Source organism: Clostridium sp. AF21-20LB (assembly GCF_003478795.1).
Taxonomy (GTDB): domain Bacteria; phylum Bacillota; class Clostridia; order Lachnospirales; family Lachnospiraceae; genus Otoolea; species Otoolea fessa.
The window spans coordinates 65,877-90,060 of the sequence record NZ_QUGD01000009.1 but is presented as its reverse complement, the minus strand read 5'-3'; the positions used below and the strand labels follow the sequence as shown (position 1 = coordinate 90,060).

Sequence of the window (24,184 nt, the reverse complement as noted above, 5' to 3'; positions counted from 1 at the left end):
AATCTAAACACAAAATGGATGGATGCCGCCTTTGCCATTTACCAGCAAACACTCCAGCAAAAAACAAAGGCAACATCCATCCAGCTCAAAATCCCTTATGACTAATTCATATTCATTTTATTCTTTATTCACTTCTTAATCCAAAAACGCCCGGTAATACGGCCAGACCGTATGGACCTTTCCGACCGTTACATTGCTTGCACTGCCGGATTCATGTACGCCCAGTATGGTTCCGTCTGCGTTCCAGCCTAAAAACATTACAACGTGCGAATTACCGCCAAGCTGGACAAGCAAGTCGCCCGGCTGAAGCTCTGCGCTGTTGATCGCCCGTCCTGTCCGCACAATCTCGTAGGTGCTGGCGGCACCCATTCTATTGCCAAGCGCGGTCCAGTATACCCAGTTGACCCATCCAGAACAGTCAAGCCCTGACAAAATCCGTCCCTTGTAATCCGGGCTTGTCACGCTGGCAAAATGATTGCCGGAAAGTCCTGCTGTACTCGGTTTTCCTCCATAATAATATGGAATCTTGCCAACGGAATTGAGCGCGCATGTGATAACGGCACGCCGCTCCGGTGATAAATCCTCTGGAAGTAAATCCAGGTAAGATGCAATTTCTGCCGGTGTCAGCGGATTCCCGAGTGCAAACTCTGAACTGGCAAGCCCGTACATTCCCTGCCAATCCTGAGCAGCGAGTGTCTGGGCGGCTGTCTGTTTTTCTTCCGTCCAACCCTGCCAATTCCCGACAGCCTGATTTCCCGTTCCATCGAGTGCAAACAGATTATGCTTCTCTTTCAGACCGGTTGTCTTAACGGTAACGGTCAGATCAACATGTCCCGGGCAATATTTTCCGTTTTCATTTAATGTAACTGCCGCAGCGCTCTCCGCACTGAGCGTCGCCTCTGACGGGGACGCAGCCGCTTTTGATTCGGCTGCCTGCTCCTGTGTGGAAGCCCCCGGTCCCTGTGCCGGTTTGACATAATTATTTGCTGTGGATGCCGCCTCGCTCTCCGTTAACGGCTCTTCTGCCGCTGTCTGACTGTCTCCTGCGCCCTGGGCATCTAAAGCCTCCGAGGATGCCTCTCCTGCTGCACTGCCGCTCTCCACATCGTCATCTGCTGTTTCCTCTGTTACCGGCTCGTCCGGCAGTTCTGTACAGCCCTCACAGTAATACACATTGCTAATGCTCACGTGGTACTGGTGGGAACTGGTCCAGAGCTGATTGATATAGGTATTGAACAGGTCTGTATTTTTCCAGTCAAGGCTGTATGTATATACATTTGCCATAGACAAAATATCGGTCGCATTGGATGCCAGGGACGTCGGCTTTCCGTCTCCGTCGCATATCTGGAAACGGATATTTTTCCAAGTTGGAACTACCCAGCTCGCCGGGTCCTGCGCGTTATGCTCTGGATTGGAGGGATCATAGCTGCCGAGTACCTGTGCAGCTGGCAGCCCCATTTTCTGGGAAGCCGTAAGCGGTGTCGTCTGGATCCACCCGTAGATCTCCGATATCCACTGTGCATCCCGCGTTCCAAGCGCTTCGTACATCTTCGCGCCCCAGGTATCTTCTGTCCCCATACTCCGGAATCGTTTTGCAAGTTTATACCATGGAAGAGACTCAAATGCCGCCAATGGATCAGACAGATCAACAGCGCTCTCTTCCGTCCGGAGCGCCATCAGGTTATACTCCGTTTCCGACGGAATATATTCTTCCGAGTCTGCTCCCAGACCATTTAAAAATCGGGATGCCATGTGAATCGGGTGTACCATTTTCTTCATCAGACGGTCGCAGAAGGATTCGTCTGTATCATTTTGTGTCTCCTGGTCTAAAATCCCATCTGCAATCACAACTTTATCAGCAGGCACACCGACTGATAAATCCACCTCCGGGCGCACTGCTTCGGCAATCCCGCACAATAAAATACCCGATGCCGCCATGAGCGCCGTTCGGATTATATAAGAATGTCTTTCTTTCATCATCATTTTCTTCATGTATCTACATTCAAAATCTTAAGTAACTATTTTGTTTTTATACCCCAACGCAATCTCATCTTCAAAACATCCAGGCGCAAAAAACCGATGCGTCCTTTCTGATTCTTCACCAGATATTCAAACACACCGGTTTTAATTATACTTTTATGCGTTCTCGTTTATCTTAAGAAATTCTTGTTTCTTTTTGGCGAATTCCTTAATAATTTCTACGGCACCGTCGATGCCTACGACACTGCTGTTGATGCAGAGGTTATAGCTCTTGGAGCTGCCCCAGCGTTTGCTGGAATAATAGTTATAATAACCAGAACGCTGCTTATCGGTCTTGATCATCACATCTTTTGCCTTATCGCGGGTAATATTGTGACGTTTCATCAATTCCTGAATCTTCACTTCCTCATCTGCACAGATGAAAACAGACACTACGTTCGGATAATCTGCCAGCGCATAGTCCGCACACCGTCCTACAATGACACAGGATTCTTCATCTGCCAGTTTCTTGATCGTGTCAAACTGTGCCAGGAAAATCTTGTGGTTGATCGGCATATCCATATAAGCCGATGTATTATAACCCATCGAATAGGTGTCCATTACCAGTGAATATAAGAAGCTGTTGGTTGGTTTCTCATCATGCGTCTTAAAAAGCTCTTCACAGAGACCGCTGTTCTTCGCTGCCAGTGCAAGAAGCTCTTTATCATAGCACTTGATTCCCAATGATTCCGCCAGTTTTCGTCCAATCGCTCTTCCGGAGCTGCCGCATTCGCGACCGATTGTAATTACTAAATTTTTTTTCATGTCTCCCTCAACTCCTTTCAAGTTCTGCCTTTATTATAACATAAGCTATCTGAAAAGTCATCATTTTTTCGGAATAAAAGGTATTTATTAGCGACACAGAAATAAACTATCTGAAAAGAATGTGTATACGAATCGGAACGATCTTACTATTCATGTCACTTTTACTTTCCAGCTTTTTTCCGCAGCTTCTCCAGCAGTTCTTCAAAATACGCTGGCAGCGGCGCAGAAAACTCCACATACTCCCCGGTCCGCGGATGGATAAAGCCTAAGACTCCCGCATGCAGGGTCTGCCCTTCCAGTGAAAATGGCTGCCGCGCCGGACCGTACACCTCATCGCCCAGAAGCGGATGACCGATGCTTGCCATATGGACGCGGATCTGGTGTGTGCGTCCCGTCTCCAGGCGGCATTCGATAAATGTATACGCCCCGAAGCGTTCCAGTACGCGGTAATGCGTGATCGCATCGCGCCCCTGTTTGGAGTGGATGCTCATTTTCTTACGATCCGTCGGATGACGCCCGATCGGTGCATGGACAGTACCCTCATCCTCGCGCAGATTGCCAAATACGATGGCATAATACACGCGGGTGATCGAATGCACCTTGAGCTGTTCTGCGAGAGAATTGTGGGCGAAATCATTCTTGCACACCACCAGCACGCCGGTTGTGTTCATATCGATCCGATGGACGATCCCAGGGCGCATGACTCCGTTGATGCCGGAGAGCTGATCCTTGCAATGGTACATCAGCGCATTGACCAGAGTCCCCGTATAATGCCCTGCCGCCGGATGGACAACCATCCCCTTCGGCTTATTGACTAAAATTATATCCGAATCTTCATACAAAATGTCCAACGGGATATTTTCCGCCTCGATCGCCGCCTCCTCCGGTTTTGGAACTTCAAAGGCGATAGTTTCCCCACCATTTACCTTGAAACTGCTTTTAACCGCTTTTCCGTCTGCTGTAACGCTGCTCTCTTTCAGAAGTTTCTGCAAAAAGGAACGGGACAGATCCGGGCAGGCGTCCGCCAGAAATTTATCGATGCGGGTTCCAGCCGCCTCTTCTGGAACCAGATATTCCTGCATCATCGTCCCGACTCCTTTTTCGCACCTTTAAAAGAAAGGAATTCCAGTTCCTCATCCGAATAGAAGAAGAAAAACAGAAGGATCAGCGAGAACGTCGCGATCACCACATAGCAATCTGCCACATTAAAAATCGGAAAATCAATCAGCTTAAAATACAGGAAATCCACCACATATTTCTGTGTCAGACGGTCGATCATATTGCCAACTGCGCCTGATACGAGCAGAAACAAGCTGCACATCAGCGCAGATACCGTTTCCCTGCCGGCATCCGGTAAACCGCCCACAACACTGCCAGAATGACTGCCGCTGCAATCAGGAAGAAGAATCCCTGCCGTCCCTGCAGCATTCCAAAAGCAGCGCCGCGGTTTTCAGAATAATAAAATTCAAACACACCCTTAATGAGCACAAATGGCTTCTGCCCTTTCAGATGGACAACTGCCAGATGTTTTGTAAACTGATCCAGTCCGATGCTGACTCCCAGCCCGATAAAAAAGATAAAGAACTGTCGTAATTTCGTGTTCATGCACCTGATTCCTTTCCTGCTATTATACCAGCACCTGATCGAGTGCCTGTTTCATCTCGTCCTCGGTTACTGTGCGATCCACGTAGGCGTCGCCGATGGAATGAATGAGAATAAATTTGATGATGCCAGAATCCATCTTCTTGTCGTTCTTGGACGCTGCCACAATCGCATCTTTCTCAAGCCCGGATACCTGCGTACCGATATGGAATTCTCCCAGTGCTTCTTTGAAGCGGTTTGTTTCCTCCGGTTTGATCATGCCGCGGTTTTCCGACAGCTTCATCGCTGCCAGCGCGCCGAGTGCCACGCATTCACCGTGCAGAAGTTCAAAGTTTTTCAGCTTCTCGATCGCGTGTCCCAGCGTATGACCAAAGTTTAAGAGCATACGGTCGCCTTTTTCGGTCGGATCCTTCTCTACCACAGCACGCTTGATCTCATTGCTCCAGGTCACTGTCTTGCGGAGTGCCTCCGGCTTTCTCGCCCAGATATCTGCCGCATTTTCAAGCAGCCACTCATAATATGCCGCATCCTTGATCAGACCATGTTTGATAACCTCGCCCATACCGGCGGAAAACTGGTTGTCCGGAAGCGTCTGAAGCGTATTGATATTGGTAAATACCAGCTTCGGCATATGAAACGCGCCAACCATATTTTTGTACGCGTCAAAATCAACGCCCGTCTTGCCGCCAATGCTGCTGTCCACCTGGGAAAGAAGCGTCGTCGGAATCTGCATGAAGCAACGCCGCGCAGATAGGTCGCCGCCGCGAATCCGCAGAGATCGCCCACAACTCCGCCGCCGAGTGCTGCCAGCATATCGTTGCGGTCAAAATGGTTCAAAATCAGGGTTTCATATAAATCCCGGACGGTGTCGAGGTTTTTGTGCTCCTCGCCCGCCGGAAATACGAACGAAATTACCGTCTTGCAGCACGGCGCCAGAAGTTTTTTTACTTCATTCAGATATAATTTTTCTACGTTCGAATCCGTCACGATGCAGAGACGGCGGTTTGAAATGGAAAGTTTTTCGATTTCACCCGGAAGTGCCGAAAAATCTTCGGTCATCACAATATCATAGATCGGCTTCTCGTCCAGATGAACGGTTACGCGATTCATTTTCTCATTCTTTACTTCTGTCATTTGTTTTCAGTCCTTTCTTTTTTACACATATTTATCCGCATAAACATACAGACGTCCCCTTTTCGACAATCCCCCGCTCCCGGCAAAGCGGAATTTTCCCATGCCGCGCACAGATACAATCTCGCCCTCTTTAAGCTGCACCGCCGGGGAAGTCACCTGTTTCCCGTCAATAAACACCTTTTCACCCTCAATGAGCGGCAGTATCTTCGTGCGGGAGGATGAAAATACCATCGCGATCACACTGTCAAGACGCGGTGATGCAACGCTTCCACTCACGCGCTCCATCTTCGGTGTGATCGGCTCCGTCGCGTCCGCCTTGCGGCAGATCACAGAGGTGTGGCGCACCATCGTGAGTTCCTGGCAGAGATAATCCGCCATCTTTTCCTGGCAGAAGACGCAGCAGCCATTTTCCTTCATCAGAATATCCCCGATGCAGCTGCGCTCAATCCCCAGGTTCATGAGCGCCCCGAGATAATCCCGGTGCGTCAGCGCCTCACTGTAACGCAGGTTTGCCGGAATGACCTCCAACACGGCAATCGGAAGTCCAAACTCCTCATCGTCATACGAAGCCAGAAAACAAAGAAGTTTGCGCTCTGCGCCCTCAAAGCCACCCGTCAGGCAAGTCCGCACCGGCGGCAGCGTCTTCTCGATCGAGTGAAAGATCGTCTGTTCATTTAACGACAAAAAGCCGGTACTTGTCTGTATATCGCGCTGATAACAGAGTCCGGCCAGTTCTATCATTCTCTTTTTTAAAAGCTGTTCTTCTTTTTCCTGCAGCATCGCGTGTTTCTACTCCTGTTCGAAAGTGCTTATATAAAGTGTGCTCCTGCTCAGAGAGCCTGTATACAATCAGAAATCACACAAATTTCCGATTGTATAATAAATACTCCCAGGTTCAGATATATAGCGAACCTGGGAGTATATCAGTATCAGAAGTGGAGATTCATCCCGGAAACATTCATGGAACCGTCTGCTAAGAGTTCGGGAAAGTCGCCGGACAGCTCAACCGATGACGGTGTCGCAATAAAAATGTAATTGGAAATCTTCTGGAGATTTCCATCCATCGATAGGTCGCGCCACAGGTAAAATCAATGATACGCTGTGCAACCTCCATGTGGATTCCTTCCATATTTAAAACAACAGCTTTTCCAGCCAGCAGGTAATCGCAAATCTCTCTCGTATCCTCCATGGAAGTAGGTTTGATCAGAGATACTTCCATGCTGCGGCGCATCTGCACTACCTTATTGTTAGAGGAACGTGGCAGAAAACGCGGCTTAGATTCCTCCTCGTGGCGGTAATCATCCATCTCTTCGTCCCTCTTGCCGAAAGAACGCTTCTTAATCACCGGTTTTTCTTCTTCGTAATCTTCCTCATCGAAGTAATCGTCATCATTCTCTGTGAGACGCATTGTATCCATTAATTTGTTCAGAATACTCATAACCCTATTTCTCTCCTATCTTTGCCCTGGTTCCAAAAATGCCCGTACCGACTCTTACCATAGTTGCACCTTCTTCAATCGCTGTCTGATAGTCTCCGGTCATTCCCATCGAAAGGACATTCATAGTAACATTATCAATGTTTTTCCGTTTCATGTCAACATATAATTCATATAATTTTTTAAAAACACCACGATTTTCTTCCGAATTCTCTACAAATGGTGCAATCGTCATAAGTCCCTGTATGTGGACATGCGGGTACTTTGCAATTTCGCGTGCCGCTTCCTCGACTTCTTCCGGGGCAAAACCAAATTTGGACTCTTCTCCGGCGACATTGACCTCCAGAAGAATAGAAACGTCCAGATCACGTTTGACCGCTTCTTTTTCGATCTGCTCTGCCAGTCCCACCGTATCGACGGAGTGAATCAGAACTGCCTTGTCAATTACCTGACGGACTTTATTTTTCTGTAAATGTCCAATCATATGCCAGCGGATATCAGACGGCAGCTGCGGTTCCTTCTCCAGAATCTCCTGCACTTTGTTTTCGCCGAAATCTCTGGCGCCGGCATCATATGCTTCTTGAAGCATCGGCACCGGCTTTGTCTTACTGACCGCGATCAGCGTGACATCCTCCACCTTCCGTCCGCTCCGCTCGCAGGCGTTCCGTATATTCTGACGTACTTCTTCTAACTGTTCCTGAACCATATGTGATACACCTTCCTTATCTCTATATTTTGGAAATATCATTACTGATATACGATCTGGCCATCCGATACGGTACTGGCATCCAACACGATATGGTCATAAACCGATAATCCATATTTGGTTCCTTTTTCTACAATGTAATATTCACCGCTATTTGCAAGTTCTTTCACCTGCTTGAACACCGCGTATCCCTTATTAATATTGTAAGCACCTGTCAGCTTTGCCGTCGGTCCTACCTGGAAGCGCTCGTTTGAATCCGGTTTCACCAGATAATCGCCGCTCTTTAACAGCCCATCGTCGCTCTTCTCGACATAATAATACTCATCAGTCGAGCTGTAAATCTCCGGCGTGACAAATTCAATCGACGCCTTTCCGCCTTCGCCGTAAACTTCTTTATTGAAGCCAGCCTCATCTTCAGTAGCGTTGCCGCCCGTTGTCATATAATCAACTGGAATGGTATAAAATTCCTTCTCCATCACCGATGATACCGGAATTTTAAGTCCCTGCGTTTCCTCGCTGGAGATCTCGAAGTTCATAAAACGCTCGGATTCAAACTGGATCATGTAACGGTCCAGATCCAGGCGTCCATACAGATTGCCATCGGAACCGGTAAACATCGAATAATTCCCCCGGAATTTCATATCACTTCCCAACGGCTCGATCGTCAGTGTATCTTGATCGGCAAACTGCTCTTTATCCTTGTCATCCATCTGAAACACGATACTCCAGTTCTCCGATGTGATGATCTTGTACACCGGCGTGCCCGCCTCGATCAGTTCCCCAGCTCGTCCCACCTGCCGCGTATATTGACTCCGGTCAAACGAATCCGCCGTCACCTCATCCGGCGCGACCCCCTCAAAAGAATCGGTCACATAGGAAATAATACCCGGCTGGGGCGCCGATATCTGTTTGTAATTGATACCCTGTGCCTGAAGCTGTGCATCCATATCGCCCAGCGCATTGAAATTCATATACTCTGCAACCGAAGCCTGCAAAGAATATTCGGCGTCGTAGACGCTTTCAAAGCGCTGATCGTTGTAGGATAAACAGAACGAACTGAGTTGTTTCTTCAAATCAGCCAGATTTTCTGCTGACAGGGACATCCCAGAGGACTGATTTTCTTCCAAAAATTTCCCCAGCTCGCCGGTCTCATCTAGCGAATAGACGCGCGATCCAGCGCCTGCCCGCTTTCCCTCGCGCACATAATAGTTGACGTACCCGGTCTGCGGTGCATTTTCCACTGTCTCATCCCGAAACAGGATTCCGTTGTATTCTTTATTATTTACAATACTTCCCTCGACGACCTCATAAAACTGGACGTGATCCCGCCTGAGATATGTATAGACACTGAAAGAAAGATAGACGAAAATCATGGCAAAAATGATCATGCCTACATTGATATTCAATGGCTTTCTGTAGCGTACAATTTTCTTGTTTTTGGCCATGCAGCTCTATCCTCCCTTTTCCCGATGTACTTCTCTGGCAGCTGTTTCTGCAGTTTCACAGTTACCAGACAAAAATCCACGCAAATTTGTCTCCGGCCATGGACTTTTGCAATATTCTGTATAGCCCAACGTACAGCCTTTATTATACGAGTGAATTGTCCAAATTTCAAGATCAATTCATCCCGTCAATTATACAGAATCATCCATAATCTGCAGATGCCAGAAGGAGCGGCAGGGAGTATCGCCCGCATTCCGCATCGTGTGATAGAGATTCGGCTTGATATAGATCGAATCGCCCGGTCCTAAGAGATAAACCGTTCCATCCAGATTGACCTCCATCTTGCCTTCCAGAATGACTCCGACCTCCGCGTATGGATGCAGCCCCCAGGACGGCGGTGTATCTTTTGTCTCTGGATCATAGGTTGAAAACTCATAAATACCGCGTTTCTTTCCAAAATCCAGACGGCGGATTTGAAGCTTGTACTCATCATATTCATATAACTGCTGCTCCTCCTGGCGGATCAGGGTTCTCTCCTCGCCGGAAGGACTGAGCAGATCCCGGATCGAAATACCAAGCGCCACGCAGATGCGCTGCAGATTGTTCAGCGTCGGGCTTGCCTGGTTCCGCTCCAGATTGCTCAGATATCCCACTGACAGATCGGTAAACTGGGACAGCTTCTGGATCGTGATAGATTTACTCTTGCGAATCTCCTTGATCCGCTGTCCAATATTCTCCACTTCTTCAAATTCCATGCAATCCCTCCGAACGTTTTATTTTTACGGTTCTGCTATTTTTCATTATGCGTTCCGTTTTTTCCATGCCGCCTCGATCTGATCGAGCGCCTGTGCAATCACACTGCGCGAACTGCCCAGATTAAAGCGCATAAATCCAGATCCCTGTTCACCCGAATGCGTGCCCGGATCCAGCCATACCTTCGCTTCATTCGAGAAGAATGCCATCAATTCATCATCCGTCATCCCCAGTTCACGGCAATCCAGCCATGCCAGATACGTTCCCTCCGGTTCTACCAGTTGAATCTGCGGCACACGGTTTTTACAGAAATCGCGCACCAGTGCCAGATTGCCAGCCAGATAGCCGATAAGCTGATCCAGCCATTCCCCGCCGCCTTCATACGCTGCACGGCAGGCGAACAATCCCAGACGGTTCATATTTTCCTGACCAACATCCAGCAGCTCCGACCGGAATTTACGCCGCATCTCCGGATCCGGGATAAAGAGGTTTGATGTCGCCATGCCAGCCAGATTGAAGGTCTTGCTCGGCGCTGTACACATCATCGAATGAAGGCATGCTTCCTCTGAAATCGACGCATACGGAGTCTGCTCATGCCCCTGCCATACAAAATCGCCATGGATCTCGTCGCTGATCACGTATACATGGTGGCGCAGGCAGATGTCAGCCAGTGCGGTCAGCTCTTCCCTCGTCCAGACACGGCCAACCGGATTGTGCGGATTGCATAAAATCATCAGTTTGACATGCTCATCCAGCACCTTCTGCTCCAACTCTTCCAGATCCATCTCATAATGTCCATCTTTTAAAACCAGCGGATTCTCCACCAGCGTCCGCTTATTGCGGAGGATCGCCCGGCTGAATGATGGTAGACCGGCGGCTGGATCAACACCGCATCGCCTCCTGGGTAAAAGCCCGCACTGCGATCGAGAGTGCAAACACGATACCTGGCGTGCAGGTCATCCACTCCGGCTGCAGAGTCAGATGATGGCGTTTCTGATACCACGCTGCCACCGCATCAAAGTACGACTCATCTGCCCGGCTGTAACCGAAAATCCCGTGATCTACTGCCTTTTTCAGCGCTTCAACCACGCTGTCCGGCGATCGAAAATCCATATCCGCCACCCAGAGCGGCAGAATATCATCCGCTTTCCCATTTTCTTTCTTAAAATCATGCTTGATCGACCAAGTATGGGTCCGATCGATCGGTGTATCAAAATCGTACTGCATAGAAAATCCACCTTTCTGTTATATATCGTTAAAATTTTCCAAATTCAGCCATAATTTTAAAAAAATTCTAACTAATATTTTACACCAGTCGGCGATCAATGTCTACAATTACTCCCTCAATTAGCCAAAAAACTAAGAAGCTGACGAGGACAGGGCGGTCTGGCTTTCAGCTTATCAAATTGTACGCATTTTGAGCACAGATGTCCGAATGAGGCGGATGTAAGTCCGCATCAGGCGAGCATCTGTAGCGAAAGCAAGCGAACAATGATAAGTCTGAGAAGCCAGGCTGTCCTGTCCCCGTCAGCTTCGACGCCTTCACGAATCTATTTAATTTACTTTACCATATGACAAGCCACAAAATGCCCCGGCGTCACTTCCCGGAGTTCCGGCAGCTTCGCCCGGCACTCCTCCGTCGCATACGGACATCTCTCGGCAAAACGGCAGCAGTCCTCGGGTTGATCGGACTTGGAATCTCGCCCTTGACCATGATACGCTTCTTCTCACGCACCAGCTTCGGATCCGCAACCGGAATTGAGGACAGAAGCACCTGCGTGTACGGATGCAGCGGGTGTGCATACAGCTCTTCAGAATCGGCAAATTCAACCATCGTTCCCAGATACATAACGATGACACGGTCAGAAATGTATTTAACGACGCTCAAGTCATGTGCGATGAAGAGATAGGTCAGTCCCATTTCTTCCTGCAGTTCTTTTAACATATTTAAAACCTGCGCCTGGATCGAAACATCCAGTGCGGAGATCGGCTCGTCGCAGATTACAAACTCCGGTTCGACCGCTAATGCCCTGGCAATACCAATTCTCTGTTTCTGACCGCCGGAAAACTCATGCGGGAAACGGGACATATGGTCGCGGTTCAGACCGACGCGCTTCAGGATCGCCTCTACCTTCTGATCCACATCCTTGTCCGTCGCCAGTCCATGCAGTTTCATGCCGGAACCGATGATATCCTTGACCGTCATACGCGGGTTTAGGGAGGAATGTGGATTCTGGAAGATCATCTGCACATTTTTGCGGAATGCTTTTTCCTCTTCACGGGTGTATTTAAAAATATCTTTTCCTTTATAGGTAATCGTGCCTGCTGCCGGCTCATACAGCTTTACCAGGCACCGTCCCGTCGTGGACTTGCCGCATCCGCTCTCGCCTACCAGACCTAACGTTTCTCCTTTATAAATCGTAAAATGCACGTGATCGACTGCTTTCAGCACCTTACCCCTGCCGACATTGAAATACTGGCAGAGATCGGTGACCTGAAACAAGGGTGTGCTCCTATCAATTCGTTTTGCCATGGTGTCCCCTCCGTTTCTCTTCCGGCAGTGCCGCAACATTTTTCTCTTCTTCCTGTTTCTGTGCCTCAGTAAGCCCCTTCATGATATCCACCTTCGGCGCATACTCATGCTGCAGCCAGCATGCACAGGTATGTTCGTCTGAAAGCCTGTGAAATTCCGGCTGTTCTTCATAACAGACCTTCATCGCAAACTCACAGCGCGCTGCAAACGGACATCCCTTCGGCGGTGCGAACAGATCCGGCGGTGTTCCGTCGATGGGCACCAGCTTCTGATTCTTGGAGGTATCCAGCGTAGCGATTGATTTGATAAGACCTGCCGTGTACGGATGTGCCGTCTCATAGAAGATCTCATCAACCGTTCCTTTTTCAGCCACCTTGCCGCCGTACATAACAAGCACGCGATCGCACATCTTGGCGATAACTCCGAGATCGTGGGTAATCAGGATAATCGAGGTGTTCATCTTATCGCGCAGTTCCTTCAGAAGATCCAGGATCTGTGCCTCGATTGTTACATCCAGCGAGGTCGTCGGCTCATCCGCGATGATGATGCTTGGCTTGCCAACCAGCGCGATCGCGATCATGACACGCTGCTTCATACCGCCGGACAACTCATGCGGATACTGTTTATAACGACGCTCCGGCTCATTAATGCCGACCAGACGCAGGATCTCCAGCGCCCGTTCCCTGACTTCTGCCCGGGTCATCCCCTTCCGTCCGACAAAAACCTCCTCGATCTGTTTTCCAACCGTCATGGTCGGGTTTAACGAGGTCATCGGATCCTGAAAGATAAATCCAATCTCCACACCGCGGATTTTCCGCATCTCTCGGTCTGTCTTGGTGATGATCTCCTCGCCTTTATACTTGATCGAACCGCCCTCAAAAAATCCCGGCGGCTCCGGGTTGAGCTTTAAAATGCACTGGGAGGTAACGCTCTTGCCGCATCCGCTCTCGCCTACAATTCCAAGAATCTCGCCTTCGCGTACATTAAAACTGACATCCCGGACGGATTTTACCACGCCGCCGTATGTATGGAACGAGAAGGTCAGATTCTTGATTTCCAATATATTTTTAGCCATTGTCTCCTACCTCCTATTCCGTTCCTCTCAGTCTCGGATCAAATGCATCCCGCAGACCGTTTCCAAGCTGGTTGAGCGCCAGTACAGTTGTACAGATAAAGAATGCCGGCACGTACAGCATATGCGGCGCTGCCGTCATCATACGGGTTCCCTCTTTTGCCAGAACGCCCCAGCTTGCCTGCGGCGGGGAAATGCCGAGACCGATATAACTCAAGAACGCCTCCTGGAAGATGGCGCTCGGGATTGCCATTGTCAGGTTTGTGATCAGAAGACCCATGATATTCGGGATGATCTCACGCACGATGATTGTGAACGCCGACTCGCCCATGACGCGGGCTGCCAGTACAAAATCCTGCTCTTTCAAGCGGTATACTTCGCCTCTGGTAAAACGGCAGGTTCCCGTCCATCCAACAATAACCATTGCAATGATTAAGCTCTTAACGCCGGAACCTAATACTACCATAACCAAAATACAGACGATCAGAGATGGAATACCATAAATAACATCGATAATACGCATGACGATCATATCAAACTTGCCGCCATAATAGCCGCAGAAACCGCCCAGCACTGTACCAATTACAGTATTTAAAAGGGCTGCCAGAAGACCGATCGTCAAAGAAACACGCGCGCCCATCCAAACACGTACCCAGAGGTCACGCCCCAGAGAGTCGGTTCCCAGCCAATGAGCTGCTGAAATCCCCTTGCTCATCGAGTAGGCATCCTGCTGGTCAAATCCGTAGTGGCTGAACATCGGTGCAAAGATCGCTAACAGTCCATATGCAATCAACAGAATCAGACTGAAATATGCCGCCTTATTTGTCCGGATTCGTCTCCACGCCTCCTGCCAGAAGGTCAGGCTTGGTCGGGAGATCGATTCCATTTTTTCAATATTTTTACCTACCATCTCAAACTTGTCGCGGGTAATCGTGCGTCCATCTGTCAGGTTTTCGGATGTGCCTGCTGCTGCGCCGGAATTCTCAGAAGGCAGCACATTTCCATCTTTCATTTTCATCTCACCCATACTGCCACCTACTTTCCGCCGATCCGCACTCTCGGATCGATCACGCCATACAGAATATCAACTACCATGTTGCAGAATACCAGAAATGTGCCGTAAAACGCCGTCATGCCAAGGATCAGGGAGTAATCGTTGTTCTGCACACTCTCAACATAATATTTACCCATGCCGGGGATAGCAAACAGGGACTCGATAACAAATGTACCGGTCAGAACGGCTGCTACCGTCGGACCGAGGATCGTAACAACCGGCATGATCGCGTTCCGGATCTGATGCTTCCAGGTCACACGGAACTTGGAAATGCCCTTCGAGCGCGCCGTCTTGATGTAATCCTGCTGGACTACCTCCAGCATACTCGCACGCATGATACGCGAGACGGATGCCATCGTGTAGAATCCCAGTCCGATCGACGGCAGGATCGTGTAGGCGAAGCCTTGTACTGCGCGATCGGGAACAGCCCCCATTTGACTGCAAAGAAATGCTGCAGCAGCGCGCCCATGATAAAGTCCGGGACACTTGTACCAAATACAGCTACAATCACAAAGATTAAATCAATTTTATTGCCACGGTTTAATGCAGAAATAATACCAAATACAAGACCAAAGGAAATCGCAAAACATAATGCGCGGATACCAAGGTCTGCCGAATACGGAAATGCGCCTGCTAACAGGTCATTGACGGTACGGCTCGGATATTTGGTAGAAAAACCGAAATTTCCATGAATCAGATTATTCAGATATGTCAGATACTGCTGGAGTAAAGGTTTATCGAATCCGTAGTAGGCACTTAAATTGGCCTTTGCGGTTGCTGACATTTTCGGATCATTGAACGGTCCGCCCGGCATCAGCCTTGCCAGGAAAAATACAACGGATACGAGAACAAACACAGTCACAATGGATATTCCCACCCGCTTCAGTATATATTTTTTCATAGGTTCACGCTCCTTTAACTACGGGAACATCCCAAATCCGGTTGTTCCGGCCGCCGGTTACGGCTCATTCATCCGCCAGGCAGCCACCGGATATGTACTGCGCTTCAGAAATCCAGCCGCTTTGCCGGATCCTGAAGCGCAGGTGCTTCAATCATCTTCTAAGGTTTTTCAATATGTTTTGGATAGATGATGGATTAGTTTGTGATGTCCACATACATATAGTCATAGTTCAGTCCAACAAAGTATGCGCCCAGATTCTGTACACGGTCAGATACCATATACGGAACCTCTCTTAACTGAAGCGCTACCAGTGCGCCGTCTTCCAGGAGTGTCTTCTCTGCATTGAACAGATTGTCCATACGCTCTTTACCGGAAGTTGTCTTGGAAGCGTCGATGTACTTATCGTATTCATCACTGTGGTAATTTAAGTAGTTGTAGCCGGAGGTGCTGTACCAGAGCTCCAGGTAGCTGTACGGGTCAGAGTAATCCGGTGCCCAGCCGCTCATGATGATATCGTACTCATCACTGTCCGGAACCAGGAGTGCGTTTTTCGTTGCGTACGGAACCATGTTGATATCTACGTTGATACCCAGGTTGTTCTTCCACTGGTTTGCAACAACCTCTGCCTCTTTCTTCGCTGTGTCAGAATCGGATACAACCAGTTTCAGGGAAATATCAGAAGCACTGGAAAGACCTAATTCAGATAATGCCGTATCCAGATACTCTTTTGCCTTATCCATATCACCCTGAAGTGGGAATGCCTCTAACGGATACTCGGTGCCGTACTCACCGTCCACGCCGCGAACCTGCGGAAGCACATATCTCTGGTTAGCCTGATATAAGCCATTGTGGGTCAGAAGAATGTATTCTTCACGGTTGACTGCGTAGTTCATCGCCAGACGCAGGTTCTTGTTTGCCAGATATTTATTCCGGTGATTCAGTGCCGCATAATCGTCTGCGCCGTTGTAGTAGGACTGTGTCTTGCCCTCATACTGCGCTGCCAGCTCGGTTGGAACCTCTGCCAGATCCAGCTCGCCTGCATCGAACATCGAAACAGCGGTAGTCTGATCGGCTACGGTCAGAATCTCAACGCCGTCCAGACTGATCTTTTCATTGTCATAGTAATCTGGATTCTTCGTCAGTTCTACCTTGCCGTTACTGTATTCACTTACAACGAACGGTCCATTGTAAACCTGTTTATCGGCACTTCCGCCGAACTCATTGCCATATTTCTCAACCAGGTCTTCACGTACCGGCATGAATGCACTCATGCTTGTCATGCTGACAAAGTAATCAGCCGGATTCTCAAGCGTAATCTCCAGGGTAAAGTCATCCAGTGCCTTGACTCCCAGTTCATCCACCGGAAGTTCACCCTCACTGACCTTGGCACCGTTCTTTAAAACAGCCCCCAGATAGCTGGCAGGGCAGGCTGCTGCCGGATCGCAGAGACGCTTCATACCGTACTCATAATCCTTAGCCGTAACAGTCTGTCCATCACTCCACTTTGTATCCTGACGGAGTTTGAAAGTATATACGAGACCATCATCGCTGACTTCATAGCTCTCAGCGGTTGCCGGCTGAAGCTCGCCCTGTACGTTGCGGTACAGACCATCATAGATATGATAGGAGACGGTCGCGTCTGCTACCGAGTTTGTCTTATCAGGGTCAATCGTCGCGATATCCGCCGTGTTGGAATAACGGAAAATCTTTTCGCCCGCTGCTGCGCTCTGGGAACTGTCACTTCCCGATTCCGCTGCCTTCGTATCATCCACCGAAGCGCTCGGAGTGGAACAGCCCGCTACACTCGCTGCCATCAGTGCAGCTAATCCCAGTGCAAGTAGTTTGTTTTTTCTCATAATATTCCTCCTTGTCCTTTTTTATTAAAGCTCAATCAGTTCCTTTGTGGCGCTGATCAGGTTTTCATTGCCTGTCTCCGTGATGAGAAGCTGATCTTCAATGCGGATACCGCCCCATCCTGGAATATAGATACCCGGTTCCACGGTCATGACATTATTGGCATGCACGATATTTTTAGAAACAGGGCTCATAAATGGAATCTCATGGACAAACATGCCGACGCCGTGTCCGATTCCTGTGTAGTGATATGGAAAATACTCGGTCCCCTCGATGATCTTCGTGGATTCATAATATGCATCCGATGCCGAAACCCCATCTTTTAAGAATCCTTCCACCGCAGCGACCATCTGCTGCTCAATCTTGTATACTTCCTTCTGCTTCGGCGTTGCGCGTCCGACTACCAGAGTACGCGTCATATCAGATAAATAACCATGATACTGGCATCCATAATCCATCAGGACCAGATCGCCGTATTCAATCGCCTTCTGGGACGGAATTCCATGAAGCAGGGATGTTCTCGCACCGGAGATGAGGATATTGCCGTATGGCTGTGTATCCGCGCCCTCCAGAACCATATAGAGGCTTAAACGCGCCGCCAGCTCTTTCTCGGTAATGCCGACCCGGATATCCTTCTGGATCTTTTCATATGCCCTTGAAGCAATATCACAGGAGATACGCAGGCACTCAATCTCTTCCGGCCTCTTGATGGAGCGGAACTCCTCGATGATGCCGTCCGCCGGTACCAGCTCTGCTTTTACCTCCGACTGGAGGTTCTGGTACTGTTCAACGGTCAGGTGGGCTGCTTCAAAGCCGATCGTCTTTGCCCCAACCTTTTCCGCCGCGTAGGCAAGTGCCTTTCCGATGGAACCGTAGGTGTCTCTCCAGTTCAAAATTGTGTAATCCGGGCACTCATAGGAAACCTGCTCGGTGTAGCGCGGATCTGTCAGAAAGAATTTTTCCTGCTCCGTGATAAAAAGCCAGGAATCTTCGCCGGTATAATGGCTGACATACTTTACATTGACCGGGCGGCTGATGAACATGCCATCCAGGTGCTCTTTCTGCATATACGCAAGTAACTGTTCCATGCTTACTCTCCTCCCATCACTGATTCTATTTCCTCTATCGTTCTGGGGATGGATGCTGTCAGATTCTCACAGCTATCCTCCGTTACCAGGCAGTTATCCTCGAGGCGGAAGCCGATGCCCCATTCCTCGCAGTAGATGCCGATATCCACGCAGAAAACCATACCCGGCTCTACGATATCGACATCGACCAGATCATGTGTGTCCCAGCCAACATGGTGGGCGCCGCCGTGCCAGATATATCTGCCGACATCCTCATACCGGTCACATAAGCCGATCGCTTTGAGCTGTTCGAAATTGTATTCCCTCGCCAGCCGGTCCACGTCTGCCATCTTCATTCCCGGCCGGATGATAGAGAACATGTGCTGCGAAGTCCGGTATGCACATGTGTAAAGAAGTCGCTGCCGTTCGGAAAACTTTCCGTTGCACGGCCAACCGCGCGATACATCATTGAAGAGGTGGTCGTACTGGGCGCCTACGTCGTTGAGAATCATATCGCCGTCCTTCGCCTGCCCTGTGTACTCATAATAGTGAATACAGAAATTATTGGCTCCCGCGGAAATGATACTCGGAAATGCCGGTTCAAGGCATCCGCGCTGCGCCAGTGCGTAGTCGAATTCGGCTTTATACTGGTATTCGTACATTCCCGCTTTGATGCCTTCATCATCGCCAGAATGCCGTCCCTTGTAATCTTGACTGCCTCCCGCATCGCCTCGATCTCACACGGCTGCTTGATGGTGCGCTGGCGGCGTATCTGACGGGAAATATCCGTGAGTGTGGCTGCCGGGTACCACTTTCTAAGTTTCCGTGCCATCCGGATACTCTCGGTATCTGCATCCTCCGGATCGTGCCGATACAGATCCATCGCAATCCGCTCAAACCGTCCGCTCCGCATCAGAAGTTTCAGACGGTTTTCCCACTCGCCGCTCGATGCGATCTGCGCGGCCCCGGATCGCGCCCTGGCCTCCTCCGGTGTGAACCGTTTCCCGGTCCACCGCTCGGCCAGCATATCCGGCGGAAGTATGTAAAGTGTTTCCTGTACCTCTTCTCCGTCCTTCTCTGCCATCAGGACTGTGTGTTCCTGCCCGATGCCGGTCAGATAGAGAAAACTCCGATCGGCATAAAACGGATAATTTTCATCGGCTGTCTTTCGGATGGAAGAACCGGAAAACAGGAGAAGCAGGGTGTGATCCGGAAGGCTGTCATACAGCCGCTGTCGGTTCCCTTGGTAAAATTCTGCATTCATAGTATTTTCCTTCCTGTCTTTTAAATGATTTCCGTATACTTTTGTATCTATCTCACAAATAGATGTATCATAATCCTTTGTCTCCCGACATGTGTCATTATACCGTATAAATCAAATTTTTACAATTATTTTTCAGTATATTTTGTAATTTTTTCATTTAATGCAAAAAATTCATATATATGATAGGAAATCCTTTCAGTTTTGAAAAAATGTAAAAGCATATCTATTTTTTCCCAAAGGTGGTACCTGCAAAAGAAGCATTTCAATGAAAATGTGGAAAGATGATTTTGAGCCCAAACTAGAAAATTAGAAAAAAAAGAGACCATCCAATTCTCCTTTTTCAGATGAATCGGACAGTCTCCTGTCTCCGCCCTGCGCTGACAGCTGCGGTTTCGTTCATTTTGAATCTCTTATAAAGATACTACAACACTTTCTTTCGCGCACTCTGGAAGATCGGCTGCATTCATGGATATGCTTAAAACGAATTTTACATGATATTTCTCACTGATGGTCTCCAGCGTCTTGTAGGTCTCTTCAATATCCGCTCCCTCGAGGCAGGCAAGTTTCAGGAAGCTGTCAAGATACATCTGCTCCAGATCATGATCCTGGCAGATAATACCACAAATAAATCCGATAAATCCATCGCTGGTATCAATCGGATATTCCTGTACATTGATAAGGCGAATCTGGTTATTCAACTCGTACATATGTTTGGAACTCTTATCCAGATAGACAACGGAACCCTTGGCTTCTTTGACAGCCGTGTTCGCCATATCGAGTAAATATTTAGTTTTTCCTTTTCCCTTTGCTCCTGCGATGATCTGAACCATAACAATCTCCTCCTTGAGTTTATTTAAGTTGTATGTAAAATCTTTTATTGTATAAATAATTATAGTATAAATTTATAAATATTGCAATCACTTATTTGAAATTTTAGTCAAAATTTCCGTCATATTGTCATAAAGTGACGGACGATTTGCAGATTTTAGCACAACCGATATATATTCCTTGCCATCGTCCCCATCGCTCGCCATGATCAGGCAGTAGCCAGCCGCCTGTGTGGTGCCAGTTTTGCCGCCTAAGACAGTCACTCCCTCCGGTGCCTCGCGGTCTCCCTTCAGATACCAGTTGCCAACCTTCCAGACCTGCTGTTTTGCGGCTCCATTTGCATCGGTATAATCAGCTGTATAAGACTGCGCGTTAATGATCTCACAAAACAGCGGCAGTTTAAGCGCCTCGTTGAAAATCAGATAGAGATCATATGCCGTTGTATAGTGGTCGGTGCTGTGCAGACCATTTGCATTGACAAAATGCGTGTGGGTCGCACCGAGTTCCTTCGCTTTCGCATTCATCTTCTCCACAAACGCATCCGTGCTTCCGGCGATATGATCCGCAATTGCATTGGCTGCATCGTTGCCGGACGGAATCATCAGTCCGTATAAGAGCTGCTCCAGCGTAAAGGTATCGCCCGGCTTGATGCCTGCCATCGAAGCGCCTGCCTCGCGGATCACGACATCGTCATTTGCCGTCACCGCATCGGAAAGATTGCCTTCCTCGATCGCGATGATCGCCGTCATTACCTTCGTGATGCTCGCCGGGTACATCTGGTCATAGATGTTCTTACCATATATAACGCTGGAGTCGGTCACATCAAACAATGCGCCCGCCTGCGCCGTCACCGCATCATCTGGAGCAATATCGCCGTCTGCAGATTCCGGTACGCAGAGAGAAGACGCAAAAAAGGGCGCCAGCCCGGCACCTGCCGCTGGCGTCATCTGCGCTTCCCGTTCTTGAAATGAATATGCCTGTTCCAGACCGCGGGCACCACAGCCGGTCAGCATGCTAATACCGCAAAGCATCAGTGCGCCCGCAAGTCCGATTGTCTGTTTTCTCATTTGTACATCTCCCGCCATTCCATATCGCCGCGGTCAAGCGCCTTGACGAGAAGCTCTGCCGTCGCCAGGTTTGTCGCCATCGGGATATTGTGAATATCACAGAGGCGGACAACATCATTAACATCTGGCTCATGCGGCTTCGGCGCCAACGGATCGCGCAGGAAAATCAGCAGATCGATCTGATTGTGTTCGATCTGTGCGCCGAGCTGCTGGGAACCTCCCAGATGACCCGGCAGATATTTATGGAGGGTCAGATTCGTAACCTCCTCAATCAGGCGGCCTGTCGTTCCTGTCGCATAGAGTTCATGCTTGCTCAGGATGCCGCGATATGCGATACAGAAGTTCTGCATCAGTTTTTTCTTCGCATCATGTGCGATTAACCCGATATACATCTATACCTGCCTCCTTAATGATTCCTATTTTTCATAACCATAAAATTCAATTTCCATGCAGCTTCACAGTCCATGCATGTACTTACTGAACGGTTACGTTATTTCGTTGCAATCCAACATTGAGAACAACTCCCATTCCGATAAACATACTGAGCAGCGAACTAAGTCCGGAGCTTATGAAAGGAAGCGGAAGACCCGTGTTCGGGAAGATTCCCGTGGCTACCGCAATGTTGGCAAAACTCTGGAACGCCAGAAGCGCCGCCATGCCCGATGCAATCAGACGTCCAGCTGTGTCTTTTGCGCGCGCCGCAATCCAAAGGCACTCATACACCAGCAGCGCATAGAGGGCAATGACCGCCACGCCGCCGACAAACCCAAGCTCCTCTCCGATAACAGCGAAGATAAAGTCCGTCTGTTCCTCCGAGAGGAAATTTCCATTCTTGACGGAGCTTAATGTGTTGTTAAAAAGTCCCTTGCCGCGCAGCTGCCCAGAGCCGATCGCCATCATGGAGTTATCCTGCTGACGGTTCAGATCCGTAAATTCACTGCTGCTGTGGAAAATCTTTCCCATGATACGCTGTGCCTGGTATTTCTGGAGAAACGGGATAAATCCCTGCAGCGACAGATAGATAAGCGCCGCAAATCCAGGTACCCCAACCGCCACCGCACCGGCAATCCATTTGTAACTGATACCGGCTACATAAATCATGCACAGAATCATGAAGCAGATGACGATGGTGGTGGAAAGGTTCGGCTGTAAATATACCATGCCGACCGGAAGGACACAGATAAGCGCCGTCATCCCCAATGTCTTTGGCTCATTGATTTTATCCCGGTTTCTGGAAAGAAAATTCGCCAGGATGAGGATCAGACCGATCTTTACAAACTCGGACGGCTGGATCTGAATCCCGCCGATCCGCAGCCAGCGGGTCGCGCCCTTGGTGGTACGTCCAAACAAAAGAACTGCCGCCAGCATTCCGGCACAGACCACATAGATAAGCGTGGTAAATCGGAAATACTGATGGTAATCAATCAAAGACAGAACCAGACAGATAATCAGGGATACAACCACTCCGATAATCTGTTTTATCACAGAGGAACGGTCCTGATTGCTGGCGCTCCCGACAACCAAAATGCCGAGAACACTCAGCAGAATCATATAAATGAGGGCTCGAAAGTTGTAATTTCTAAATTGGTAATCGAATATCATGCTGTAAATGGCTCCTTAAAGTAAGAACCGGCACCGACGCACAGACCGCCGGGAATACCTCCGCCGGCTGTTCTGAGGATGTCCTCAGAATCCGGAGTGTCACATCCCCCGGATCAATCTCCAGATAACGTGACACGCTCCTCAGGAAATCTGCGCGAATCAGATCCAGAAGTTCCGGCGAACAGCCCGCCCGATCGGCAGTCAGAAGGTGTTTTAAACGCTTTCTGGCTATCTCGCCGGAATTCTTTTTCGTAAACAGTTCTGCAATCAGAATCATAGCGTCCCCTCCTATGCACGTTTGAGGAAGCCGGATATCCGGGACCAGAAGCCCGGAGACGCATCAAGCTGTATAAATGGTACCGATTCTCCAAGTATTCGTTTGCATATGTTTAAATATGCCTGCCCGGCATATCCATTCATGCCGACCAGCGGTTCGCCCTGATTCGTGGATATAACGATATCCTCATCGTCCGGGACTGTGCCAATCACAGGGACAGACAGAATATCCATCACATCATCCACCGACATCATATCGCCCCGGCGCACCATATCGCTCCGGATCCGTTGATGATCAGGTCCATACGCCCGACCCCGGATGCTTCTAAAAGTCCGATGATCCGGTCAGCATCCCTTATCGCGGATACCTCCGGTGTCGTGACAATCAGCGCCCGGTCCGCCCCGGCGATCGCATTGCGAAAGCCCTGCTCAATCCCGGCGGGACAGTCAAGCAGTATGTAATCAAACTCTTCTCTTAAGTCTTCTACTAATTTTATCATCTGCCCCGGACTCACGGACGACTTGTCCCGCGTCTGGGCGGAAGGTAATAAGAACAGGTCAGGATATCTTTTGTCTCGAATCAGCGCCTGCTTCATCCGGCAGTTTCCCTCGATCACATCGACCAGATTGTAGATAATCCGGTTTTCCAGTCCCATGACGACATCCAAGTTTCTCAGACCGATATCGGTGTCGATGAGAACCACCCGTTTGCCAAGCATGGCAAGCCCGGTGCCGACGTTCGCTGAGGTTGTCGTTTTGCCGACGCCTCCTTTTCCGGAAGTAATAACGATAACTTCGCTCATAGGAAC

Annotated in this window: 25 protein-coding genes and 3 pseudogenes; all 28 read right to left on the bottom strand. The window is 49.2% G+C overall.

Annotated elements, in window-relative coordinates:
- Positions 1 to 135: 135 nt before the first annotated feature.
- The 28 genes and pseudogenes from DWX76_RS06875 to minD all read right to left on the bottom strand — a co-directional run bounded on the left by DWX76_RS06875 (position 136) and on the right by minD (position 24,178).
- Entirely contained in the window at positions 136 to 1,992 is a 1,857-nt protein-coding gene (locus DWX76_RS06875) for an NlpC/P60 family protein (RefSeq protein WP_118570366.1), read from the bottom strand.
- Positions 1,993 to 2,136: 144 nt separating this feature from the next.
- A complete protein-coding gene (locus DWX76_RS06870) occupies positions 2,137 to 2,784 on the bottom strand; it encodes an AAA family ATPase (protein WP_022358645.1) in 648 nt (215 codons plus the stop codon).
- 161 nt (positions 2,785 to 2,945) lie between these two features.
- A complete protein-coding gene (locus DWX76_RS06865) occupies positions 2,946 to 3,869 on the bottom strand; it encodes an RluA family pseudouridine synthase (protein WP_118491389.1) in 924 nt (307 codons plus the stop codon).
- Positions 3,866 to 4,105 (bottom strand): signal peptidase II, encoded by a 240-nt coding sequence (locus DWX76_RS15000; RefSeq protein WP_412694007.1) that lies wholly within the window; start codon positions 4,103 to 4,105, stop codon positions 3,866 to 3,868. Before DWX76_RS15000 ends, DWX76_RS06865 begins: the two co-directional genes overlap by 4 nt.
- Positions 4,105 to 4,389, bottom strand: coding sequence for a signal peptidase II (locus DWX76_RS14995; RefSeq protein ID WP_412694006.1), 285 nt, complete (start codon positions 4,387 to 4,389; stop codon positions 4,105 to 4,107). Before DWX76_RS14995 ends, DWX76_RS15000 begins: the two co-directional genes overlap by 1 nt.
- Positions 4,390 to 4,411: 22 nt before the next feature.
- A pseudogene (aroB, locus tag DWX76_RS06855) lies at positions 4,412 to 5,445 on the bottom strand (3-dehydroquinate synthase).
- Positions 5,446 to 5,541: 96 nt separating this feature from the next.
- Complete coding sequence (locus tag DWX76_RS06850) at positions 5,542 to 6,300, bottom strand: RNA-binding protein (RefSeq protein ID WP_243022481.1); 759 nt, start codon at positions 6,298 to 6,300, stop codon at positions 5,542 to 5,544.
- A gap of 193 nt (positions 6,301 to 6,493) precedes the next feature.
- Complete coding sequence (locus DWX76_RS06845; RefSeq protein WP_412693809.1) at positions 6,494 to 6,958, bottom strand: cell division protein SepF; 465 nt, start codon at positions 6,956 to 6,958, stop codon at positions 6,494 to 6,496.
- A 4-nt stretch (positions 6,959 to 6,962) separates the two neighbouring features.
- Positions 6,963 to 7,661 (bottom strand): YggS family pyridoxal phosphate-dependent enzyme, encoded by a 699-nt coding sequence (locus DWX76_RS06840; RefSeq protein WP_106999861.1) that lies wholly within the window; start codon positions 7,659 to 7,661, stop codon positions 6,963 to 6,965.
- Positions 7,662 to 7,702: 41 nt separating this feature from the next.
- Positions 7,703 to 9,106, bottom strand: coding sequence for an HlyD family efflux transporter periplasmic adaptor subunit (locus DWX76_RS06835; RefSeq protein WP_118570365.1), 1,404 nt, complete (start codon positions 9,104 to 9,106; stop codon positions 7,703 to 7,705).
- 189 nt (positions 9,107 to 9,295) lie between these two features.
- Positions 9,296 to 9,859, bottom strand: a complete 564-nt coding sequence (locus DWX76_RS06830) for a helix-turn-helix domain-containing protein (protein WP_117795366.1) — start codon at positions 9,857 to 9,859, stop codon at positions 9,296 to 9,298.
- 45 nt (positions 9,860 to 9,904) lie between these two features.
- Positions 9,905 to 10,681, bottom strand: coding sequence for an aminotransferase class I/II-fold pyridoxal phosphate-dependent enzyme (locus DWX76_RS06825; protein ID WP_412694005.1), 777 nt, complete (start codon positions 10,679 to 10,681; stop codon positions 9,905 to 9,907).
- A gap of 58 nt (positions 10,682 to 10,739) precedes the next feature.
- On the bottom strand, positions 10,740 to 11,084 hold the full coding sequence (locus DWX76_RS14990; RefSeq protein ID WP_412694004.1) for a hypothetical protein: 345 nt from the start codon (positions 11,082 to 11,084) through the stop codon (positions 10,740 to 10,742).
- 332 nt (positions 11,085 to 11,416) lie between these two features.
- Positions 11,417 to 12,390, bottom strand: a pseudogene (locus DWX76_RS06820) (oligopeptide/dipeptide ABC transporter ATP-binding protein).
- On the bottom strand, positions 12,374 to 13,465 hold the full coding sequence (locus DWX76_RS06815; RefSeq protein WP_118293701.1) for an ABC transporter ATP-binding protein: 1,092 nt from the start codon (positions 13,463 to 13,465) through the stop codon (positions 12,374 to 12,376). The pseudogene DWX76_RS06820 and the gene DWX76_RS06815 overlap by 17 nt, the downstream one beginning before the upstream one ends.
- Before the next feature lie 13 nt (positions 13,466 to 13,478).
- Positions 13,479 to 14,489: an ABC transporter permease gene (locus DWX76_RS06810; protein ID WP_227589504.1), complete on the bottom strand. Its 1,011-nt coding sequence runs from the start codon at positions 14,487 to 14,489 to the stop codon at positions 13,479 to 13,481.
- 8 nt (positions 14,490 to 14,497) lie between these two features.
- Positions 14,498 to 14,872: an ABC transporter permease gene (locus tag DWX76_RS14340; protein ID WP_243015181.1), complete on the bottom strand. Its 375-nt coding sequence runs from the start codon at positions 14,870 to 14,872 to the stop codon at positions 14,498 to 14,500.
- On the bottom strand, positions 14,827 to 15,417 hold the full coding sequence (locus tag DWX76_RS14335) for an ABC transporter permease (RefSeq protein ID WP_243015180.1): 591 nt from the start codon (positions 15,415 to 15,417) through the stop codon (positions 14,827 to 14,829). Before DWX76_RS14335 ends, DWX76_RS14340 begins: the two co-directional genes overlap by 46 nt.
- A 194-nt stretch (positions 15,418 to 15,611) precedes the next feature.
- Positions 15,612 to 17,273, bottom strand: coding sequence for a peptide ABC transporter substrate-binding protein (locus DWX76_RS06800; RefSeq protein ID WP_106999856.1), 1,662 nt, complete (start codon positions 17,271 to 17,273; stop codon positions 15,612 to 15,614).
- 24 nt (positions 17,274 to 17,297) lie between these two features.
- Entirely contained in the window at positions 17,298 to 18,359 is a 1,062-nt protein-coding gene (locus DWX76_RS06795; protein ID WP_106999855.1) for a M24 family metallopeptidase, read from the bottom strand.
- Positions 18,360 to 18,361: 2 nt separating this feature from the next.
- Complete coding sequence (locus tag DWX76_RS06790) at positions 18,362 to 18,961, bottom strand: M24 family metallopeptidase (protein WP_243022482.1); 600 nt, start codon at positions 18,959 to 18,961, stop codon at positions 18,362 to 18,364.
- Complete coding sequence (locus DWX76_RS06785) at positions 18,847 to 19,602, bottom strand: aminopeptidase P N-terminal domain-containing protein (RefSeq protein ID WP_118570363.1); 756 nt, start codon at positions 19,600 to 19,602, stop codon at positions 18,847 to 18,849. Before DWX76_RS06785 ends, DWX76_RS06790 begins: the two co-directional genes overlap by 115 nt.
- A gap of 410 nt (positions 19,603 to 20,012) precedes the next feature.
- Positions 20,013 to 20,432 carry a hypothetical protein gene (locus DWX76_RS06780; protein WP_022359521.1) on the bottom strand — a complete coding sequence of 140 codons (420 nt, stop codon included), beginning with the start codon at positions 20,430 to 20,432 and terminating at the stop codon, positions 20,013 to 20,015.
- 87 nt (positions 20,433 to 20,519) lie between these two features.
- The gene (locus DWX76_RS06775) at positions 20,520 to 21,497 is read right to left on the bottom strand and encodes a D-alanyl-D-alanine carboxypeptidase family protein (RefSeq protein WP_182426208.1); all 978 of its coding nucleotides are present in this window, start codon (positions 21,495 to 21,497) and stop codon (positions 20,520 to 20,522) included.
- Positions 21,494 to 21,889, bottom strand: a complete 396-nt coding sequence (locus tag DWX76_RS06770) for a methylglyoxal synthase (protein WP_022359519.1) — start codon at positions 21,887 to 21,889, stop codon at positions 21,494 to 21,496. Before DWX76_RS06770 ends, DWX76_RS06775 begins: the two co-directional genes overlap by 4 nt.
- 82 nt (positions 21,890 to 21,971) lie before the next feature.
- Entirely contained in the window at positions 21,972 to 23,048 is a 1,077-nt protein-coding gene (locus DWX76_RS06765; RefSeq protein WP_412694003.1) for an FtsW/RodA/SpoVE family cell cycle protein, read from the bottom strand.
- A 28-nt stretch (positions 23,049 to 23,076) separates the two neighbouring features.
- The gene (locus tag DWX76_RS06760; protein WP_022359516.1) at positions 23,077 to 23,376 is read right to left on the bottom strand and encodes a cell division topological specificity factor MinE; all 300 of its coding nucleotides are present in this window, start codon (positions 23,374 to 23,376) and stop codon (positions 23,077 to 23,079) included.
- Positions 23,377 to 23,387: 11 nt separating this feature from the next.
- Positions 23,388 to 24,178: pseudogene (minD, locus tag DWX76_RS06755) on the bottom strand (septum site-determining protein MinD).
- Positions 24,179 to 24,184 lie beyond the last annotated feature (6 nt).

Coding starts and splice junctions, on each gene's coding strand:
- DWX76_RS06875 (WP_118570366.1), bottom strand. CDS start 1,992: ATGAAGAAAATGATGATGAAAGAAAGACATTCTTATATAATCCGAACG.
- DWX76_RS06870 (WP_022358645.1), bottom strand. CDS start 2,784: ATGAAAAAAAATTTAGTAATTACAATCGGTCGCGAATGCGGCAGCTCC.
- DWX76_RS06865 (WP_118491389.1), bottom strand. CDS start 3,869: ATGATGCAGGAATATCTGGTTCCAGAAGAGGCGGCTGGAACCCGCATC.
- DWX76_RS15000 (WP_412694007.1), bottom strand. CDS start 4,105: ATGTGCAGCTTGTTTCTGCTCGTATCAGGCGCAGTTGGCAATATGATC.
- DWX76_RS14995 (WP_412694006.1), bottom strand. CDS start 4,389: ATGAACACGAAATTACGACAGTTCTTTATCTTTTTTATCGGGCTGGGA.
- DWX76_RS06850 (WP_243022481.1), bottom strand. CDS start 6,300: ATGCTGCAGGAAAAAGAAGAACAGCTTTTAAAAAAGAGAATGATAGAA.
- DWX76_RS06845 (WP_412693809.1), bottom strand. CDS start 6,958: ATGAGTATTCTGAACAAATTAATGGATACAATGCGTCTCACAGAGAAT.
- DWX76_RS06840 (WP_106999861.1), bottom strand. CDS start 7,661: ATGGTTCAGGAACAGTTAGAAGAAGTACGTCAGAATATACGGAACGCC.
- DWX76_RS06835 (WP_118570365.1), bottom strand. CDS start 9,106: ATGGCCAAAAACAAGAAAATTGTACGCTACAGAAAGCCATTGAATATC.
- DWX76_RS06830 (WP_117795366.1), bottom strand. CDS start 9,859: ATGGAATTTGAAGAAGTGGAGAATATTGGACAGCGGATCAAGGAGATT.
- DWX76_RS14990 (WP_412694004.1), bottom strand. CDS start 11,084: ATGCAGTACGATTTTGATACACCGATCGATCGGACCCATACTTGGTCG.
- DWX76_RS06815 (WP_118293701.1), bottom strand. CDS start 13,465: ATGGCTAAAAATATATTGGAAATCAAGAATCTGACCTTCTCGTTCCAT.
- DWX76_RS06810 (WP_227589504.1), bottom strand. CDS start 14,489: ATGGGTGAGATGAAAATGAAAGATGGAAATGTGCTGCCTTCTGAGAAT.
- DWX76_RS14340 (WP_243015181.1), bottom strand. CDS start 14,872: ATGGCATCCGTCTCGCGTATCATGCGTGCGAGTATGCTGGAGGTAGTC.
- DWX76_RS14335 (WP_243015180.1), bottom strand. CDS start 15,417: ATGAAAAAATATATACTGAAGCGGGTGGGAATATCCATTGTGACTGTG.
- DWX76_RS06800 (WP_106999856.1), bottom strand. CDS start 17,273: ATGAGAAAAAACAAACTACTTGCACTGGGATTAGCTGCACTGATGGCA.
- DWX76_RS06795 (WP_106999855.1), bottom strand. CDS start 18,359: ATGGAACAGTTACTTGCGTATATGCAGAAAGAGCACCTGGATGGCATG.
- DWX76_RS06785 (WP_118570363.1), bottom strand. CDS start 19,602: ATGAATGCAGAATTTTACCAAGGGAACCGACAGCGGCTGTATGACAGC.
- DWX76_RS06780 (WP_022359521.1), bottom strand. CDS start 20,432: ATGGTTCAGATCATCGCAGGAGCAAAGGGAAAAGGAAAAACTAAATAT.
- DWX76_RS06775 (WP_182426208.1), bottom strand. CDS start 21,497: ATGAGAAAACAGACAATCGGACTTGCGGGCGCACTGATGCTTTGCGGT.
- DWX76_RS06770 (WP_022359519.1), bottom strand. CDS start 21,889: ATGTATATCGGGTTAATCGCACATGATGCGAAGAAAAAACTGATGCAG.
- DWX76_RS06765 (WP_412694003.1), bottom strand. CDS start 23,048: ATGATTCTGCTGAGTGTTCTCGGCATTTTGGTTGTCGGGAGCGCCAGC.
- DWX76_RS06760 (WP_022359516.1), bottom strand. CDS start 23,376: ATGATTCTGATTGCAGAACTGTTTACGAAAAAGAATTCCGGCGAGATA.